Raw genomic sequence first — 15,356 nt, 5'->3', positions numbered from 1 at the left:
CGCAGTCTGCGGCAGTTCCTGCATTGGGATGATGTACACCCGGTAGGAACTGCTGCAGGCTGCGTTTTTTTTTGCGTTTAACGTACATTTCGTTGGTTTCCCAGAGAGCTATTCCTTGGCCCACCCCGCCCAACGCCGCTGGTATCCCCTGGTCTTCGCCATCGCTGCGCTGGTCCTGCTGCCACTCAGCGTTTTGCTGTTGTCCTGGCAAACCATCGATTATCAGATCTGGTCCCACCTCTGGGATACCCAGATGCCGCGCCTGCTGGGCAATACCCTGGCCCTGGTGCTCGGCGTCGGCATTGGCGTGACGCTCTTGGGCGTGAGCCTGGCCTGGCTCACCAGCCTCTGCCAATTTCCCGGTCGGCGTTGGCTGGACTGGGCCCTAATGCTGCCATTCGCGATTCCTGCCTACGTGCTGGCCTTTGTCTTTGTCGGCCTGTTGGATTTCGCCGGCCCCGTGCAAACCCTGTTGCGCGAATGGTTCGGCACCGGCCTGAGGCTGCCGCGAGTGCGCTCCACCGGCGGCGTGATTCTGGTCCTGGTGCTGGTCTTCTACCCCTACGTTTACCTGTTGGCGCGAACCGCGTTCCTGGCTCAGGGCAAAGGCCTGATGGAAGCGGCGCGAGTCTTGGGGCAATCCCCGTGGCAAGCGTTCTGGCGAGTTGCGTTGCCCATGGCGCGCCCGGCCATCGGTGCTGGCGTGGCGCTGGCGCTGATGGAAACCCTGGCGGATTTTGGTGCGGTGTCGGTGTTCAACTTCGACACGTTCACGACCGCCATCTACAAGACCTGGTACGGTTTTTTCAGCCTCTCCACCGCCGCGCAACTGGCCAGCCTGTTGCTGCTGGTGGTAATGGTCGTGCTGTACGGCGAGCGCCGTGCTCGCGGGGCCAGCCGGGCGAGCAACGAACGGCCACGGGTCAAGGCGCTGTATCACCTGCACGGTTTCAAGGCGCTGGCGGCCACGAGTTGGTGCTGTCTGGTGTTCGCCTGCGCTTTCGTCATTCCAGTGCTTCAACTGGTGGTGTGGTTCTGGCAGCGCGGGCGCTTCGACCTGGATGAGCGTTACGCAGGGTTGATCGTCCATACGTTGTATCTGGGCGGCATGGCGGCGCTGATCACCGTCAGTGTTGCTTTGGTGCTGGCGTTTGCCCGGCGTCTGGCGCCGACCCGAGCGATCCGCACGGGCATCAGCGTGGCCAACCTCGGCTACGCCTTGCCGGGTTCGGTGCTGGCGGTGTCGATCATGCTGGCGTTCAGTTACCTGGACCGCGAGCTGGTGATCCCGTTGTCGGGTTGGTTGGGGGGCGCCGGCAAGCCATTGCTGCTGGGCAGCCTGTCGGCATTGTTGCTGGCCTATCTGGTGCGATTCATTGCAGTGGCTTATGGGCCGCTGGAAAGCAGTTTGGCGCGAATACGGCCATCTTTGCCCGAAGCGGCACGTAGCCTTGGCGTCAGTGGGCCACGACTGTTTTTCAAAGTGTATCTGCCGTTATTGCTGCCAGGAACGTTGAGCGCTGCGTTGCTGGTGTTCGTCGATGTGCTCAAGGAAATGCCCGCGACCCTGCTGCTGCGCCCGTTTGGCTGGGATACGCTGGCGGTACGCATCTTCGAAATGACCAGCGAAGGCGAGTGGGCGAGGGCCTCGTTGCCGGCCTTGACGCTGGTTTTGGTCGGCCTGCTACCGGTCATCGGATTGATTCGACGTTCAGCGCATCGAAACGCCTAGGTGCCAGTCTTACACCTTGAGGCTACAATGCGCGGCATTCGGTGCGGTCCGTCCTACAGACCAGGTAGCTGAAATCGGCTGAAAGCCTTCTATTTCAAGGCTTTCACCCCGTGCAGCACTTGCCCGCACCTTCGCCACGCCCGGAAGGAGAAACCCATGGGACAGCGCACGCCTCTGTATGACCTTCATCTCGCCCTCGGCGCGAAGATGGTCGATTTTGGCGGTTGGGATATGCCTTTGCATTACGGCTCGCAGGTCGAGGAACACCATCAGGTGCGTCGCGATTGCGGGGTTTTCGATGTATCCCACATGACCGTAATAGATGTCAGCGGCCCTCAGGCCAAGGCCTGGCTCCAGCATTTGCTGGCCAATGACGTCGAACGTCTGCACAGTCCTGGCCGTGCCTTGTACAGCACCATGCTCAACGAGCGCGGCGGCATCGTCGACGACATGATCGTTTACCGTCTCGAGGATGGTTATCGGCTGGTGGTCAACGCCTCCACCCGCAATCAGGACCTCGCCTGGATGCAGGCCCATATCGATGCGTTCGATGTGCAGCTCAACGAGCGCTCCGAGTTGGCGATGCTGGCCATTCAAGGTCCTCAGGCCCGGCACAAAATCTCCGAACTGGTGACCCAGTCCCGCGGCAACCTGATTCAGATGCTCAAGCCCTTCGAAGGTCAGGCTGATGGTGACTGGTTCATCGCGCGCACGGGTTACACCGGCGAAGATGGCCTGGAAATCGTTTTGCCGGCCAATCAAGCGCCAGGATTTTTCAACGATCTGGTGGGCGCGGGCATCTCGCCTATCGGTCTTGGGGCGCGCGATACTCTGCGGGTCGAAGCCGGTATGAACCTCTACGGTCAGGACATTCATCAAGAAGTTTCACCACTGGCCTCCAACATGGCCTGGAGCATCGCGTGGGAACCGGCCACTCGCCAGTTCATCGGTCGCAGCGCTCTTGAAACCGAGCAGGCGGGTGGCGTACAGCACAAACTGGTCGGTCTGGTCCTTGAGGAGCGTGGGGTTTTGCGCGCTCATCAAGTAGTCCGCATCGCCAATGTTGGCGAAGGGGAGATCACCAGTGGTAGTTTCTCTCCTACGCTTAGCAAGTCGATAGCACTGGCGCGCGTGCCGATGGCGACAGCCGACCGCGCAGAAGTGGAAATCCGTGGCAAGTGGTACCCGGTCCGAGTGGTCAAACCGACCTTCGTACGCCATGGCAAAACCTTGATCTAATCTTTTCTGGCGGGCAACGACCGCTGACAATTCTCTTGAGGACACAGAACATGAGCGATATTCCTGCCGACCTGCGTTTTGCCGAAAGTCACGAGTGGGCCCGTCTCGAAGCCGATGGCAGCGTCACCGTGGGCATCAGCGATCACGCTCAGGAAGCCTTGGGCGATGTGGTGTTCGTTGAGCTGACCGAAGTCGGAACAGTCTTTGCTGCCGGTGATCAATCCGGTGTAGTGGAGTCGGTTAAAGCCGCTTCGGACATCTACTCCCCGGTTGCTGGCGAAGTGATTGCCATCAATGAAGAACTGAGCGCTAACCCTGAGTTGCTCAACTCCGACCCGTACGGTGCCTGGATCTTCAAGCTCAAGCCAAGCAACGCTGGCGATCTGGACAAGCTGTTCGATGCCGCTGGCTACAAGGCCGCCATCGGCGAGTAAGCCTTCATCGTTGTCCCCAAAGCCCCGACTTGTCGGGGCTTTTCAGTTCCGGGATCCTGATCTTCGAGGCTCTGTGGCATCGACTGCTATGCTGGTTTGACCGTGTTGCATCGACGTCGAGCGCCAGTCAAGAGAGAGCCCGTCATGTCCCAGTTGCCGTCCTTGAGCCAGTTACGCGACCCCAATGCCTTCCTTCGCCGCCACCTCGGGCCCGATGCGGCCGAGCAACGGGCGATGCTCGACAGCCTCGGCCTCGGCAGCCGTGTCGAGTTGATCGAGCAGACGGTGCCGCCGGGAATCCGCCTGAACAGGCCGCTCGACCTGCCTCCCGCCCTCGATGAAGAAGCCGCACTGGCCAAACTGCGCGGTTACGCCGAGCAAAACCAGGTCTGGACCAGCCTGATTGGCATGGGCTACCACGGCACCCTCACGCCGACCGTCATTGTGCGCAACGTGCTGGAAAATCCCGGTTGGTACACCGCGTACACGCCGTATCAACCGGAGATCGCCCAAGGGCGGCTCGAAGCGCTGCTGAATTTCCAGCAATTGACCATCGACCTCACCGGTCTGGAACTGGCCAATGCCTCGCTGCTGGACGAAGCCACGGCGGCAGCGGAAGCCATGGCACTGGCCAAACGTGTCGCCAAGTCCAGAAGCAATCTGTTCTTCGTCGACGAAAACTGTCATCCGCAGACCATTTCCGTGGTGCAGACCCGGGCAGAAGGGTTCGGTTTCGAACTCATCATCGACACTGTGGATAACTTGAAACAGCACCAAGTGTTTGGCGCACTCCTGCAATATCCCGATACCCACGGCGAAATCCGTGATCTTCGTCCATTGATCGATCATCTGCATGCGCAGCAAGCCTTGGCATGTGTCGCCACCGACTTGCTGAGTTTGCTGCTACTGACGCCGCCGGGGGAGTTGGGCGCTGACGTGGTGTTCGGATCATCCCAGCGTTTCGGTGTGCCCATGGGGTACGGTGGGCCTCACGCGGCGTTTTTTGCCAGTCGCGATGAATACAAGCGGGCAATTCCCGGGCGGATCATCGGCGTCTCCAGAGATGCTCGCGGCAATGTCGCCTTGCGCATGGCCCTGCAAACCCGCGAGCAGCATATCCGCCGGGAAAAGGCTAACTCGAACATTTGCACCGCTCAGGTGCTGCTGGCCAACATTGCCAGTTTCTATGCGGTCTACCACGGGCCAGAAGGGCTCAAACGCATTGCTCAACGCGTCCATCGGCTGACCTGCATCCTCGCCGCTGGCCTGGAACGCCACGGCATCACCCGCCTCAACACGCACTTTTTCGACACGCTGACGCTGGAGGTCGGTGGCACTCAGACGGCAATCATCGAAAGTGCCCAGGCTGCACGGATCAACCTGCGCATTCTCGGGCGCGGGCAGTTGGGGCTGAGCCTCGACGAAACCTCTGACGAATCCACCGTCGCGAAGTTGTTTGATGTGTTCCTCGGTGCCGATCATGGGCTTAACGTCGACGATCTGGACGCTGAAACCCTTGCTTGCGGCATTCCCGCAGGTCTGCTGCGTACCTCGCCTTATCTGCGCCACCCGGTGTTCAGCGCCCATCAAAGCGAAACCGAGATGCTGCGCTACCTCAAGCAACTAGAGAACAAGGACCTGGCGCTCAATCAATCGATGATCCCGCTGGGCTCTTGCACCATGAAACTCAATGCCACCAGCGAGATGATCCCGATCACGTGGCCGCAGTTCGCCAACCTGCACCCGTTTGTGCCGAAAGAGCAGGCGGTGGGTTATTCGCTGATGATCGAAGAGTTGGAGCGCTGGCTCTGCGCAATTACCGGTTTCGACGCAATCTGTATGCAACCCAACTCTGGCGCTCAAGGCGAGTACGCCGGGTTGCTGGCGATCCGCAAATATCACGAGAGCCGCCATCAGGGCGCGCGGGATATTTGCCTGATCCCGTCCTCGGCCCACGGTACCAACCCGGCTTCGGCACAAATGGCCGGTATGCGGGTGGTGATCGTCGAGTGCGACGAGGCAGGCAACGTTGACTTGGATGACCTCAAGGGCAAAGCCGCAGAAGCAGGAGATAAACTCGCCTGCCTGATGGCGACGTATCCTTCGACCCACGGCGTATACGAGGAAGGCATCAGCGAAATCTGCGAAGTTATCCACCGCCACAGCGGTCAGGTGTACATGGATGGCGCCAACCTCAACGCTCAGGTCGGACTGGCGCGCCCGGCGGACATTGGTGCCGACGTGTCCCACATGAACCTGCACAAGACTTTCTGCATTCCACATGGCGGCGGCGGGCCGGGCATGGGGCCGATTGGTGTGCGGGCGCATCTGGCGCCGTTCGTGGCCAACCATCCGGTGGTGCCAATCGACGGACCGCTGGCGCAGAACGGCGCGGTCAGCGCGGCGCCCTGGGGCAGTGCGAGCATCCTGCCGATCAGCTGGATGTACATTGCGATGATGGGGCCGCAATTGGCGGATGCCAGTGAGGTGGCGATCCTCGCCGCGAATTACCTGGCGCAGCACTTGTCCGGGGCGTTTCCGGTGCTTTACTCCGGGCGCAACGAGCGGGTGGCGCACGAATGCATTCTTGACCTGCGGCCACTCAAGGCGCTGACCGGGATCAGCGAGGAGGACGTCGCCAAGCGGCTGATGGACTATGGCTTCCATGCGCCGACCATGTCGTTTCCGGTACCAGGGACGTTGATGGTTGAACCGACCGAAAGTGAATCGAAGGCAGAGCTGGACCGATTTATTGGGGCGATGCTGAGTATCCGCGCGGAAATCACCGAGGTGCAGAACGGCAATTGGCCAGTCGAGGACAACCCGCTGAAACGTTCACCGCATACCCTGGCGGACATCACCGGGGTTTGGGAGCGGTCCTACAGCATCGAGCAGGCGGTTACGCCGGATGCTCACACCAAGGCGCATAAGTACTGGCCGGTGGTGAACCGGGTCGATAACGTTTACGGCGATCGGAACCTGTTTTGCGCTTGCGTCCCGGTGGATGATTACCGCTAATAGTCCCGCTCGCTCAGAGGTTGTACCGAGCATAAAAAATGCCGCTCATGTGAGCGGCATTTTTTTCAGCTGTAAACCTTAATTCGAAGCGACGGCATTCTTCGCCAGGATCGCGTTCGCCAATTCCATGTCGGTGGCCTGCAGGCCAGGGTTGTCGGCGCGGACTTTCTGCATCGCGGCCTCCAGGTACGGGCCGCGAATATCGCCGTCACTGGCGACAAAGCTGCCGGCATCGTCCTGGGCGGCAATGATCAGTTTGTGATCCTTGAAGGTCAGGTAGGTCGAGCCGGTGGTCGCGCCGGACGACAGGACGTTACGCCAAAAGCTATCGGCCATCGCCGAACCGACAGGAAGGGACAGCAAGGCGATGGTAGCGACAGCAAGTTTGAGACGCATATTGGGTGACTCCACTGGGTTAACTACGGCGTTTGATTGCCAATCCCCCAATCGAGTTCCATAGCGGCTCATTCAGCCGGTTCAACCAGCAAAATAGCCCCTTGTTGCCCTATCACTCGAACGCGGCTGCCCGCTGCGGCATCAGACCCTCGGGCGATCCACACACCGTCGGCGACCTTGATCCTGCCGCTGCCGTCGACAATCGCTTCATGTACCACAAAGATTTTGCCGATCAGCTCCTGACCGCGCAGATTGAGATTTGGCTGATCACTCATCCGCACCGCGCTGCGCTGGCGTTTCCACCAGTACAGAGCGGTGGCGATCGAGAGCAGGCCAAACAGCAGGAACTGCAATTCCCAAGGCATGTCCGGCGCTACAAAGGTCAACACGCCAACGGCGGCGGCAGCCATGCCGATCCATAACAGATAGCCACCGGCACCGAACACTTCGAGAATCAGCAGCACCGTGCCAAATGCCAGCCAGTCCCAGAACGAAAGATGCTGCAGGAATGCCCACATAACGTGCCTCAGGCTTTCTTGTTATCGAACGTGGCCTTGACGATTTCGCCGATGCCGCCGACTGCGCCGATCATCGAGCTGGCCTCTAGCGGCATCAGAATCACTTTACTGTTGTTGGCCGAGGCCAGTTTGCCCAGCGCATCGATGTACTTTTGTGCAACGAAGTAATTGACCGCCTGCACGTTGCCGCCAGCGATGGCTTCGGACACCACTTTGGTGGCCTGGGCTTCGGCTTCGGCTTGACGTTCACGGGCTTCGGCTTCGAGGAACGCTGCCTGACGACCCCCTTCGGCCTCCAGAATCTGCGCCTGCTTCTTGCCTTCGGCAGTCAGGATCGCCGCGGCACGCAGACCTTCGGCTTCAAGGATTTGCGCGCGCTTGATCCGCTCGGCTTTCATCTGCCCCGACATCGCAGCCATCAAGTCAGCCGGTGGGCTGATGTCCTTGATCTCGATCCGGGTGATCTTGATGCCCCACGGCGCTGTGGCTTCGTCGACGGTACGCAGCAGTTTTTCGTTGATCCCGTCACGCTGGCTGAGCATCGCGTCCAGCTCCATGGAGCCGAGCACGGTACGAATGTTGGTTTGCAGCAGGTTGCGGATCGCGTGCTCGAGGTTGTTGACCTCGTAAGCCGCCTGGGCGGTGTTGACCACCTGGAAGAAGCACACGGCGTCGATCTGCACCGTGGCGTTATCGGAGGTGATGACTTCCTGGGGCGGGATATCCAGCACGCTTTCCATTACGTTGATCTTGCGACCAATGCGGTCCATCACCGGAATGATGATGTTCAGGCCGGGCTTGAGCGTGTTGGTGTAGCGGCCAAAACGCTCGACCGTCCACTGGTAGCCCTGAGGTACGACCTTGAAGCCCATGAACAGAATGGCGATCACCAGGCCCACAAAAAGTAAAAGCACGCTTCCGATCTGCATAACGATTCCCTGTTAATCAATGAGATTTTCTATCGCGCGAGTGTAGCGGCGTGGGTGGGGAATAAGAACAAGTTAGTTACCCTTGGCATTATCAGGAGGCATAAAAAATTCATTTCTGCTCACTCTGCGGTGTCACCCGCAATACCTCCTCAATCGTCGTCAAACCTGCAGCGACTTTTTGCGCCCCTGACAAGCGCAAACTGCGCATGCCTTCCTTGAACGCCTGACGCCGCACAGCCAGCAAATCGGTGTCGGGGTTGATCAGCGCTTTGACGTCGTCCGTCAGTTGCATGATTTCGTAGACCCCGGCGCGGCCGTGGTATCCGGTATCGCGGCACTCCAGGCAACCGATGGCGCGATGTGCGTTGTTCGGCAGCGGTGCCTGCCATGGCCGGGTCAAGGTTTGCCAGTCTGCTTCACCCAGGGTCAGCGGTGCCTTGCAATGCGGGCACAAGGTACGGACCAGGCGCTGGGCCATGACGCCAAGCACCGTGGCTTTAATCAGGTAATGCGGCACGCCCAGTTCCAGCAAGCGGCTGATTGCGCTCGGCGCATCGTTGGTGTGCAGCGTCGACAGCACCAAGTGGCCAGTGAGTGCGGCCTGGATCGCCATTTCAGCGGTTTCCAGGTCGCGGATCTCACCGATCATGATGATGTCCGGATCCTGTCGCATCAGGGCGCGCACACCGGCGGCGAAGGTCAGGTCGATAGTGTGCTGGACCTGCATCTGGTTGAACGCCGGCTCGACCATTTCGATCGGGTCTTCGATGGTGCAGAGGTTGACCTGCGGCGTCGCCAGTTTCTTTAGCGTGGTGTACAGCGTGGTGGTCTTGCCGGAACCGGTCGGCCCGGTGACCAGGATGATGCCGTTGGGCTGGCTCGTCATGTCCTGCCAGCGGCGCAAGTCTTCGGCGCAAAAGCCCAGTTGATCAAAGTCCTTGAGCAGTACTTCCGGGTCAAAGATCCGCATGACCATTTTTTCGCCGAATGCGGTAGGCAATGTCGACAGCCGCAACTCGACTTCGCCACCGTCCGGGGTTTTGGTCTTGACCCGGCCGTCCTGGGGTTTGCGTTTTTCCGCGACGTTCATTCGCCCGAGGCTTTTCAGGCGGCTGACGATGGCCATGGTCACTTGCGGCGGGAATTGATAGACGTTGTGCAGCACGCCGTCGATGCGAAAGCGCACCGTACCTTGTTCGCGCCGGGGTTCGATGTGGATATCGCTGGCGCGTTGCTGGAACGCGTACTGGAACAGCCAATCGACGATGTTGACGATGTGCGCGTCGTTGGCGTCCGGCTCTTGATCGCTGGCGCCGAGGTTGAGCAACTGTTCGAAGTTGCCCATTGTGCTCATCTGGTGATCGGCATTGGTCGCGCCGCTGACCGATTTTGCCAGGCGGAAAAACTCCACGCTCAAGCGCTGGATGTCGACCGGGTTGGCTACCACACGCTTGATCGGCAGTTTCAGCACATGGGTCAGATCGGCTTCCCAGCCGGTGACGTAGGGCTGGGCGCTGGCCACGGTCACCGCGTCGCGGTCGATAGACACTGCAAGAATCTTGTGGCGTTGAGCGAATGCGTAGGACATCAGCGGCGTAATCGCTGCCACGTTGATTTTCAGCGGGTCGATACGCAGGTAAGGCTGACCGGCCTGCTGCGACAGCCACAGGGTCAGGCTTTCCAGGTCGAGGTGTTTGCCGGGGCGGCTGAGGTCGTCCAGGTGTTGGCTGGCAATGAATTCGAGTGGGTGCATCTGGCCATTGGCAGCGTGACGGCGTCGAGCATTGAGCGCGTGTTCGGCCGAGTCCTGATTGATAAAGCCTTGGGCGACCAGTTCGCGCAGCAAATCATTAAGATCCAGCCAGCGGTCCTGAATGGCAAGTTGAACGGACATGCGGGCTCCTCATGAACAACAGTTCGCAAAGGATAGTCGCGGACCCGCGGACCGTTGGGCCACTACCCGACGAAGCCGTGTCGAGTTTTTTCAGCCCGCCGCCTGAGCCGGTTCATCCCACACGCAATCAACCGCTTGCAGATCAACCGAACAGACGCTGATCAGGTTACGTAATTTTTCCGCGATCACTTGGGCACGGTGCCAGCTCAAGCCGTCTATCACGATGTCGAACGACAACAGATCGTCCATCCGCTGCACATTGACCTGTAGCGGCGTCAGAAACTGCAAAGCGAACAGGTTGAGCGCCCGGCACAGCAGGTCCGGTTCGGCCTCGGCCAACAGTTGGTAATGAACACGGCAGTGGGCGTTGCTGACGTTCCAGACATCGGCGCGGGTACGCGGGGTGTTGACGGCTTCTAGATGCGGCATGGTCGGTCTCCAAAATCACTGGAGGAATTTTTACATTCGTTGCCGGGCATTTCTTATCTATGATTGGGCTTATTGGCGATTATTTGAATTGCTTGATTCGGCAAGTTATCAATCAAAGGTTTTTTTATGCATAGCGAGCTGGATGGCTACGACCGCAAGATCCTCGCGTTGCTGCAAGAGGACGCTTCGCTGTCCAGCGCGCAGATCGCCGAGCAGGTGGGGCTGTCGCAGTCGCCGTGCTGGCGGCGGATACAGCGGATGAAGGAGGAGGGGATTATTCGCGGGCAGGTGACCTTGCTTGACCGCAAGAAAATCGGGCTTAACACGCAGATTTTCGCCGAAATCAAACTCAACGCTCACGGGCGTTCGAACTTCACCGAATTCACCGAGGCGATTCGCGGCTTTCCCGAAGTGCTGGAATGTTATGTACTGATGGGGTCGGTGGATTTCTTGCTGAGGATTGTTACAGCGGACATCGAGGCGTATGAGCGCTTCTTCTTCGAGAAGCTGTCGATGGTGCCGGGGATTCAGGAGGTGAACTCGATCGTGGCTTTATCGGAAATAAAGTCCACGACGAGTTTGCCGGTGTAGCGCTGGCAGAGTGCTTTTGTGGTGAGGGGGCAAGCCCCCTCGCCACAGGGTCTTACATGCGCAGCAACATCTTCCACGCACGATTCTGATACACCGCAATCGCCTGCTGCTTGCGCGCATCCAGCGATTCGTCGGTGATCGGCTCGTTAGCAAGCAGGGCAAGCTGTTTGAGCTCACCGTACAGGCGATCCATTTCCGGGATGTCCAGCACGCTGCGGGCGTGGTGCAGCCAAGCCTGGATGCGCTCGATGCGCGGCAGTTGCTCGGCGAGATCTTCTGGCTGTTGCTGGTAACGCTGCAGTTGCAGGGAAGTCGCTTCTTCACCCAGCAGACGTGGCAACCAACTGCCCAGTTGCGCAGCGCCCTGACGATTGCCGCGGACGTTGCGATCGGCAGCCCAGGTGCGGGCCAGTAACCAGCGCGAAGTGTTCAGCGAGAACAGGCCCCAACGCGGATCTTCCAGTTCTTCGAGGAACTGCTCCGGCGCGGCTTTGCGCACGTCTTCGTCGTCGACACCGGCTTGTACCAGCGGACGCCAGTCTTCGAGCAACGCATCCAGCGCAATGCGCAGATCGTGCGTCGACTGACGCGGTGCGGCTTGACCCAGGCTGCTCAGCAGCGCGCGCAATTCGGCCAGGTTTTCGACCCAGTCCTGCAACAGGCGCCAGTGGCCATTGAAGCGATACTGCTCGGCCAGACGCTGGCTGCTGCTCAGCAAGTGCCAGCTCAGCGCGGCGAAAGCGTCGTCCAGCGGCGTTTCGGTGGTGATTTGCGGCGCCGGCAGGCTCAATGAATAGCTGTTGGCGTCGTACAAGCGATAACCGCGCTCGGCCTTGCTGATGTCACACGGCATCAGGGCCAGGGTCGCGGCCAGTTCGGCGGCCAGTTCCAGCAGAGCGGTCGGCTCGCCTTCGCGCAGTTCCAGTTCCAGTTCGCAGATTTCTTCTTTCTGCTTGCCCACGATCACGTAACCCAGATCCAGTGCGGCTTCGATCACCACTTTGGTCTTGCCACGGCCCCAGGCGATTTCCGCGCGTTCACGGACGAAATCGGTGGTGAAGATCGGCTTCAGGGTTTTCTTGTCCAGCTCGGCCAGCTCTTCAGGCCAGCATTCGCCGTCGAGTTTCTTCACGTCGAGCTTGGCTTTGGGCAGGTTCCAGTCGTATTCGTTACGCTCGGACAAACCGGCAACGCTCTGGCCGCGGGTCTTGAGGGTCTGAATCACTTCTTCGCCATCGCGGCGCAGGCGCAGGGCAACCTTGGCGCGGGCCAGGTCGCGCTCAGGCGTGTCGAAGTACTGGTTCATCAACTCACGGCGTTCCCAGCCACTTTTGTTGCGTTTTTTCAGGAGCGGGTGCTCGCGCAGGGCAGCGAGAGTTTCTCGGCTGACGCGGAGTTTGATTTCGGTTTCTTTCTGCATGGCCGGAAAATCCAGGATCGGGAGCGCAGCCGGGGGAAATGTGTGGCTGCCAAGGTCGTGCAGTGTACAGGACTCATCAGCCCTACGTGCCGCGGCGGTTTATTCCTGTCGCCGGATGGTTCTATGATGGTGTTCAAATCGGGAGTTGGGAGTCAGCGATGCTTTTGCCATCCATGAAAGATCAGTTCGCTGCGCTGATCGCTGCGCCGTCTGTCAGCTGTACGCAGGCCAGCCTCGATCAAACCAACCGTCCGGTGATTGATTTGCTGGCGACGTGGCTCGGCGATCTGGGTTTTACCTGCGACATCCAGCAGGTCAGCCCCGGAAAATTCAACCTGCTGGCCAGTTTCGGTTCCGGCCCTGGCGGCCTGGTGCTGGCCGGTCACAGTGACACCGTGCCGTTCGATGGCGCGCTGTGGCAGACCGATCCGCTGAAGTTGACCGAAGTCGACGGCCGCTGGGTCGGTCTGGGCAGCTGTGACATGAAGGGCTTTTTCGCGCTGGCCATCGAAGCCGTCATACCTCTGCTCGATCAGCCGTTCAAGCAACCACTGTTGATCCTTGCTACCTGTGATGAAGAAAGCTCGATGTCCGGCGCTCGCGCCCTGGCCGAAGCCGGGCGTGCGCTCGGTCGTGCAGCGGTGATCGGTGAGCCGACCGGGCTGAAGCCAATCCGCATGCACAAAGGCATCATGATGGAACGCATCGACATTCTCGGCCAAAGCGGCCACTCCTCGGATCCGCGCTTTGGCCACAGCGCCCTCGAAGCCATGCACGATGCCATCGGTGAACTGCGCGGTTTGCGCCTGCTGTGGCAGCGTGAATTCCGTAATCCCCAATTCAGCGTGCCGACGCCGACCCTGAATTTCGGCTGCATCCATGGCGGTGATAACCCCAACCGCATTTGCGGCCAGTGTTCGCTGGAGTTTGATTTGCGCCCGTTGCCGGGCATGGACCCCAATGCCCTGCGCGCTGAAATTCTGCAGAAGCTCAAGCCCATTGCCGAGCGTCATCAGGTGAAGATCGATTACGCGCCGCTGTTCCCCGAAGTGCCGTCATTCGAGCAGGCCGAGGATGCGGAACTGGTCCGGGTCGCGGAAAAGCTCACCGGCCATCGTGCCGAAGCAGTGGCATTCGGCACCGAAGCGCCTTATCTTCAGCGTCTTGGCTGCGAAACACTGGTGCTCGGCCCTGGGGATATCGCCTGTGCGCATCAACCGGGGGAATACCTCGAAATGTCACGTTTGCAGCCTACCGTGCATCTATTACGTCAACTGATCGAACATTACTGCCTGACACCGGCCCAAGCCGTATAAATTGCCGGCATTCAAACCCGTATTCATGAGGAGAGCGCGCGTGTCGCCAAGCCTGTTCCGACGATAACCATCAGCCCGCTGTGCGTTTTCAGTTTCGCCCATTTTTTGGCTGCTATTTATTACAGGCCCAGGTTCATGCCCGAATACGTTAATTGGCTTCGTCACGCTTCGCCTTACATCAACGCCCACCGCGATTGCACCTTCGTCGTCATGCTGCCCGGCGACGGCGTGGATCACCCGAACTTCGGCAATATCGTCCACGACCTTGTGCTGTTGCACAGCCTGGGTGTGCGATTGGTGCTGGTTCACGGCTCCCGTCCGCAAATTGAAACCCGCCTGACCGCGCGCGGCCTGATCCCGCATTACCACCACGGGATGCGTATCACCGATACCGCAACGCTGGAGTGTGTGATCGATGCGGTTGGCCAACTGCGTATCGCCATCGAAGCGCGCCTGTCCATGGACATGGCTTCGTCGCCGATGCAGGGCTCGCGTCTGCGGGTGGCCAGCGGCAACCTGGTGACCGCGCGGCCGATTGGCGTGCTCGAAGGCGTCGATTATCACCACACCGGCGAAGTGCGTCGGGTTGACCGCAAGGGCATCAATCGCCTGCTGGATGAACGCTCCATCGTGCTGTTGTCGCCACTGGGTTACTCGCCGACCGGTGAGATTTTCAACCTCGCCTGCGAAGACGTTGCCACCCGCGCGGCCATCGATCTGGGGGCGGACAAGTTGCTGTTGTTCGGCGCCGACCTCGGTTTGATCGATGAAAACGGTCGTCTGGTTCGCGAGTTGCGTCCGCAGCAAGTGCCGGCGCATTTGCAGCGGTTGGGCAGCAACTATCAGGCCGAGCTGCTGGATGCGGCCGCTGAGGCCTGCCGCGGTGGCGTGGCGCGCAGTCATATCGTCAGCTACGCCGAAGACGGCGCGCTGCTGACCGAACTGTTCACCCGTGACGGTGGCGGTACGCTGGTGGCCCAGGAGCAATTCGAGATTGTGCGCGAAGCCGCGATCGAAGACGTCGGTGGTTTGCTGGATTTGATCAGCCCGCTGGAAGAGCAGGGCGTTCTGGTGCGCCGTTCCCGTGAGGTGCTGGAACGTGAGATCGAGCAGTTCAGTGTGGTCGAGCGCGAAGGCATGATCATCGCGTGTGCGGCGTTGTATCAGATTGCTGATTCGGATGCGGGGGAGTTGGCGTGTCTGGCGGTGAACCCGGAATATCGCCATGGCGGTCGTGGTGACGAGCTGCTGGAGCGCATCGAAACCCGCGCCCGGGCGCAGGGGTTGAAAACCTTGTTCGTACTGACGACCCGAACCGCTCACTGGTTTCGCGAGCGCGGGTTTGTGCCGAGCAGTGTTGAACGTCTGCCATCAGCACGGGCGTCGCTGTACAACTATCAGCGTAATTCGAAGATCTTCGAAAAAACCCTCTGAGCTGAT

The 15,356-nt window shown here is 59.8% G+C and carries 13 protein-coding genes; 7 read left to right on the top strand and 6 right to left on the bottom strand.

The features are described from left to right. Positions 1 to 115 precede the first annotated feature (115 nt). The 4 genes from ACXPVS_RS04130 to gcvP all read left to right on the top strand — a co-directional run bounded on the left by ACXPVS_RS04130 (position 116) and on the right by gcvP (position 6,423). Positions 116 to 1,732, top strand: a complete 1,617-nt coding sequence (locus ACXPVS_RS04130) for an ABC transporter permease (RefSeq protein WP_458508793.1) — start codon at positions 116 to 118, stop codon at positions 1,730 to 1,732. Between the two features lie 156 nt (positions 1,733 to 1,888). Continuing rightward, positions 1,889 to 2,971, top strand: coding sequence for a glycine cleavage system aminomethyltransferase GcvT (gene gcvT, locus ACXPVS_RS04125; RefSeq protein WP_458508792.1), 1,083 nt, complete (start codon positions 1,889 to 1,891; stop codon positions 2,969 to 2,971). A 50-nt stretch (positions 2,972 to 3,021) separates the two neighbouring features. Beyond that, positions 3,022 to 3,405 (top strand): glycine cleavage system protein GcvH, encoded by a 384-nt coding sequence (gcvH, locus tag ACXPVS_RS04120; protein ID WP_458508791.1) that lies wholly within the window; start codon positions 3,022 to 3,024, stop codon positions 3,403 to 3,405. Between the two features lie 144 nt (positions 3,406 to 3,549). Continuing rightward, positions 3,550 to 6,423, top strand: coding sequence for an aminomethyl-transferring glycine dehydrogenase (gene gcvP, locus ACXPVS_RS04115; protein ID WP_458508790.1), 2,874 nt, complete (start codon positions 3,550 to 3,552; stop codon positions 6,421 to 6,423). A gap of 78 nt (positions 6,424 to 6,501) precedes the next feature. On the opposite strand, the gene ACXPVS_RS04110 is transcribed toward gcvP, so the two are convergent. From ACXPVS_RS04110 to ACXPVS_RS04090, 5 genes are all read right to left on the bottom strand, one after another. Next, the gene (locus tag ACXPVS_RS04110) at positions 6,502 to 6,819 is read right to left on the bottom strand and encodes a DUF2388 domain-containing protein (RefSeq protein WP_458508789.1); all 318 of its coding nucleotides are present in this window, start codon (positions 6,817 to 6,819) and stop codon (positions 6,502 to 6,504) included. Between the two features lie 68 nt (positions 6,820 to 6,887). After that, a complete protein-coding gene (locus ACXPVS_RS04105) occupies positions 6,888 to 7,337 on the bottom strand; it encodes an NfeD family protein (protein WP_458508788.1) in 450 nt (149 codons plus the stop codon). An 8-nt stretch (positions 7,338 to 7,345) separates the two neighbouring features. Next, on the bottom strand, positions 7,346 to 8,266 hold the full coding sequence (locus ACXPVS_RS04100) for an SPFH domain-containing protein (protein WP_458508787.1): 921 nt from the start codon (positions 8,264 to 8,266) through the stop codon (positions 7,346 to 7,348). A 109-nt stretch (positions 8,267 to 8,375) separates the two neighbouring features. After that, the gene (locus ACXPVS_RS04095) at positions 8,376 to 10,160 is read right to left on the bottom strand and encodes a GspE/PulE family protein (protein WP_458508786.1); all 1,785 of its coding nucleotides are present in this window, start codon (positions 10,158 to 10,160) and stop codon (positions 8,376 to 8,378) included. A 90-nt stretch (positions 10,161 to 10,250) separates the two neighbouring features. Further along, on the bottom strand, positions 10,251 to 10,589 hold the full coding sequence (locus tag ACXPVS_RS04090) for a hypothetical protein (protein ID WP_458508785.1): 339 nt from the start codon (positions 10,587 to 10,589) through the stop codon (positions 10,251 to 10,253). A gap of 126 nt (positions 10,590 to 10,715) precedes the next feature. Here ACXPVS_RS04090 and ACXPVS_RS04085 point away from each other — a divergent pair, with 126 nt between their 5' ends. Next, positions 10,716 to 11,180 carry an Lrp/AsnC family transcriptional regulator gene (locus tag ACXPVS_RS04085; RefSeq protein ID WP_046045137.1) on the top strand — a complete coding sequence of 155 codons (465 nt, stop codon included), beginning with the start codon at positions 10,716 to 10,718 and terminating at the stop codon, positions 11,178 to 11,180. A gap of 52 nt (positions 11,181 to 11,232) precedes the next feature. Here the strand turns inward: ACXPVS_RS04085 and ACXPVS_RS04080 are convergent, their stop codons facing one another. Next, on the bottom strand, positions 11,233 to 12,600 hold the full coding sequence (locus ACXPVS_RS04080) for a CYTH domain-containing protein (protein WP_458508784.1): 1,368 nt from the start codon (positions 12,598 to 12,600) through the stop codon (positions 11,233 to 11,235). 158 nt (positions 12,601 to 12,758) lie between these two features. On the opposite strand from ACXPVS_RS04080, the gene argE reads away from it, so the two are divergent. Then, positions 12,759 to 13,916 carry an acetylornithine deacetylase gene (gene argE, locus ACXPVS_RS04075; protein WP_458508783.1) on the top strand — a complete coding sequence of 386 codons (1,158 nt, stop codon included), beginning with the start codon at positions 12,759 to 12,761 and terminating at the stop codon, positions 13,914 to 13,916. 135 nt (positions 13,917 to 14,051) lie between these two features. Further along, positions 14,052 to 15,350 (top strand): amino-acid N-acetyltransferase, encoded by a 1,299-nt coding sequence (argA, locus tag ACXPVS_RS04070; protein ID WP_458508782.1) that lies wholly within the window; start codon positions 14,052 to 14,054, stop codon positions 15,348 to 15,350. Positions 15,351 to 15,356: the final 6 nt, after the last annotated feature.

The organism is Pseudomonas sp. Ma2-10, assembly GCF_054330215.1.
Note: the sequence above shows the minus strand (reverse complement) of the source record. Positions and strands in the feature narration are given on the sequence as shown.

Coding starts and splice junctions, on each gene's coding strand:
- ACXPVS_RS04100 (WP_458508787.1), bottom strand. CDS start 8,266: ATGCAGATCGGAAGCGTGCTTTTACTTTTTGTGGGCCTGGTGATCGCC.
- ACXPVS_RS04110 (WP_458508789.1), bottom strand. CDS start 6,819: ATGCGTCTCAAACTTGCTGTCGCTACCATCGCCTTGCTGTCCCTTCCT.
- argA (WP_458508782.1), top strand. CDS start 14,052: ATGCCCGAATACGTTAATTGGCTTCGTCACGCTTCGCCTTACATCAAC.
- gcvH (WP_458508791.1), top strand. CDS start 3,022: ATGAGCGATATTCCTGCCGACCTGCGTTTTGCCGAAAGTCACGAGTGG.
- argE (WP_458508783.1), top strand. CDS start 12,759: ATGCTTTTGCCATCCATGAAAGATCAGTTCGCTGCGCTGATCGCTGCG.
- ACXPVS_RS04105 (WP_458508788.1), bottom strand. CDS start 7,337: ATGTGGGCATTCCTGCAGCATCTTTCGTTCTGGGACTGGCTGGCATTT.
- ACXPVS_RS04090 (WP_458508785.1), bottom strand. CDS start 10,589: ATGCCGCATCTAGAAGCCGTCAACACCCCGCGTACCCGCGCCGATGTC.
- ACXPVS_RS04095 (WP_458508786.1), bottom strand. CDS start 10,160: ATGTCCGTTCAACTTGCCATTCAGGACCGCTGGCTGGATCTTAATGAT.
- gcvT (WP_458508792.1), top strand. CDS start 1,889: ATGGGACAGCGCACGCCTCTGTATGACCTTCATCTCGCCCTCGGCGCG.
- gcvP (WP_458508790.1), top strand. CDS start 3,550: ATGTCCCAGTTGCCGTCCTTGAGCCAGTTACGCGACCCCAATGCCTTC.
- ACXPVS_RS04085 (WP_046045137.1), top strand. CDS start 10,716: ATGCATAGCGAGCTGGATGGCTACGACCGCAAGATCCTCGCGTTGCTG.
- ACXPVS_RS04080 (WP_458508784.1), bottom strand. CDS start 12,600: ATGCAGAAAGAAACCGAAATCAAACTCCGCGTCAGCCGAGAAACTCTC.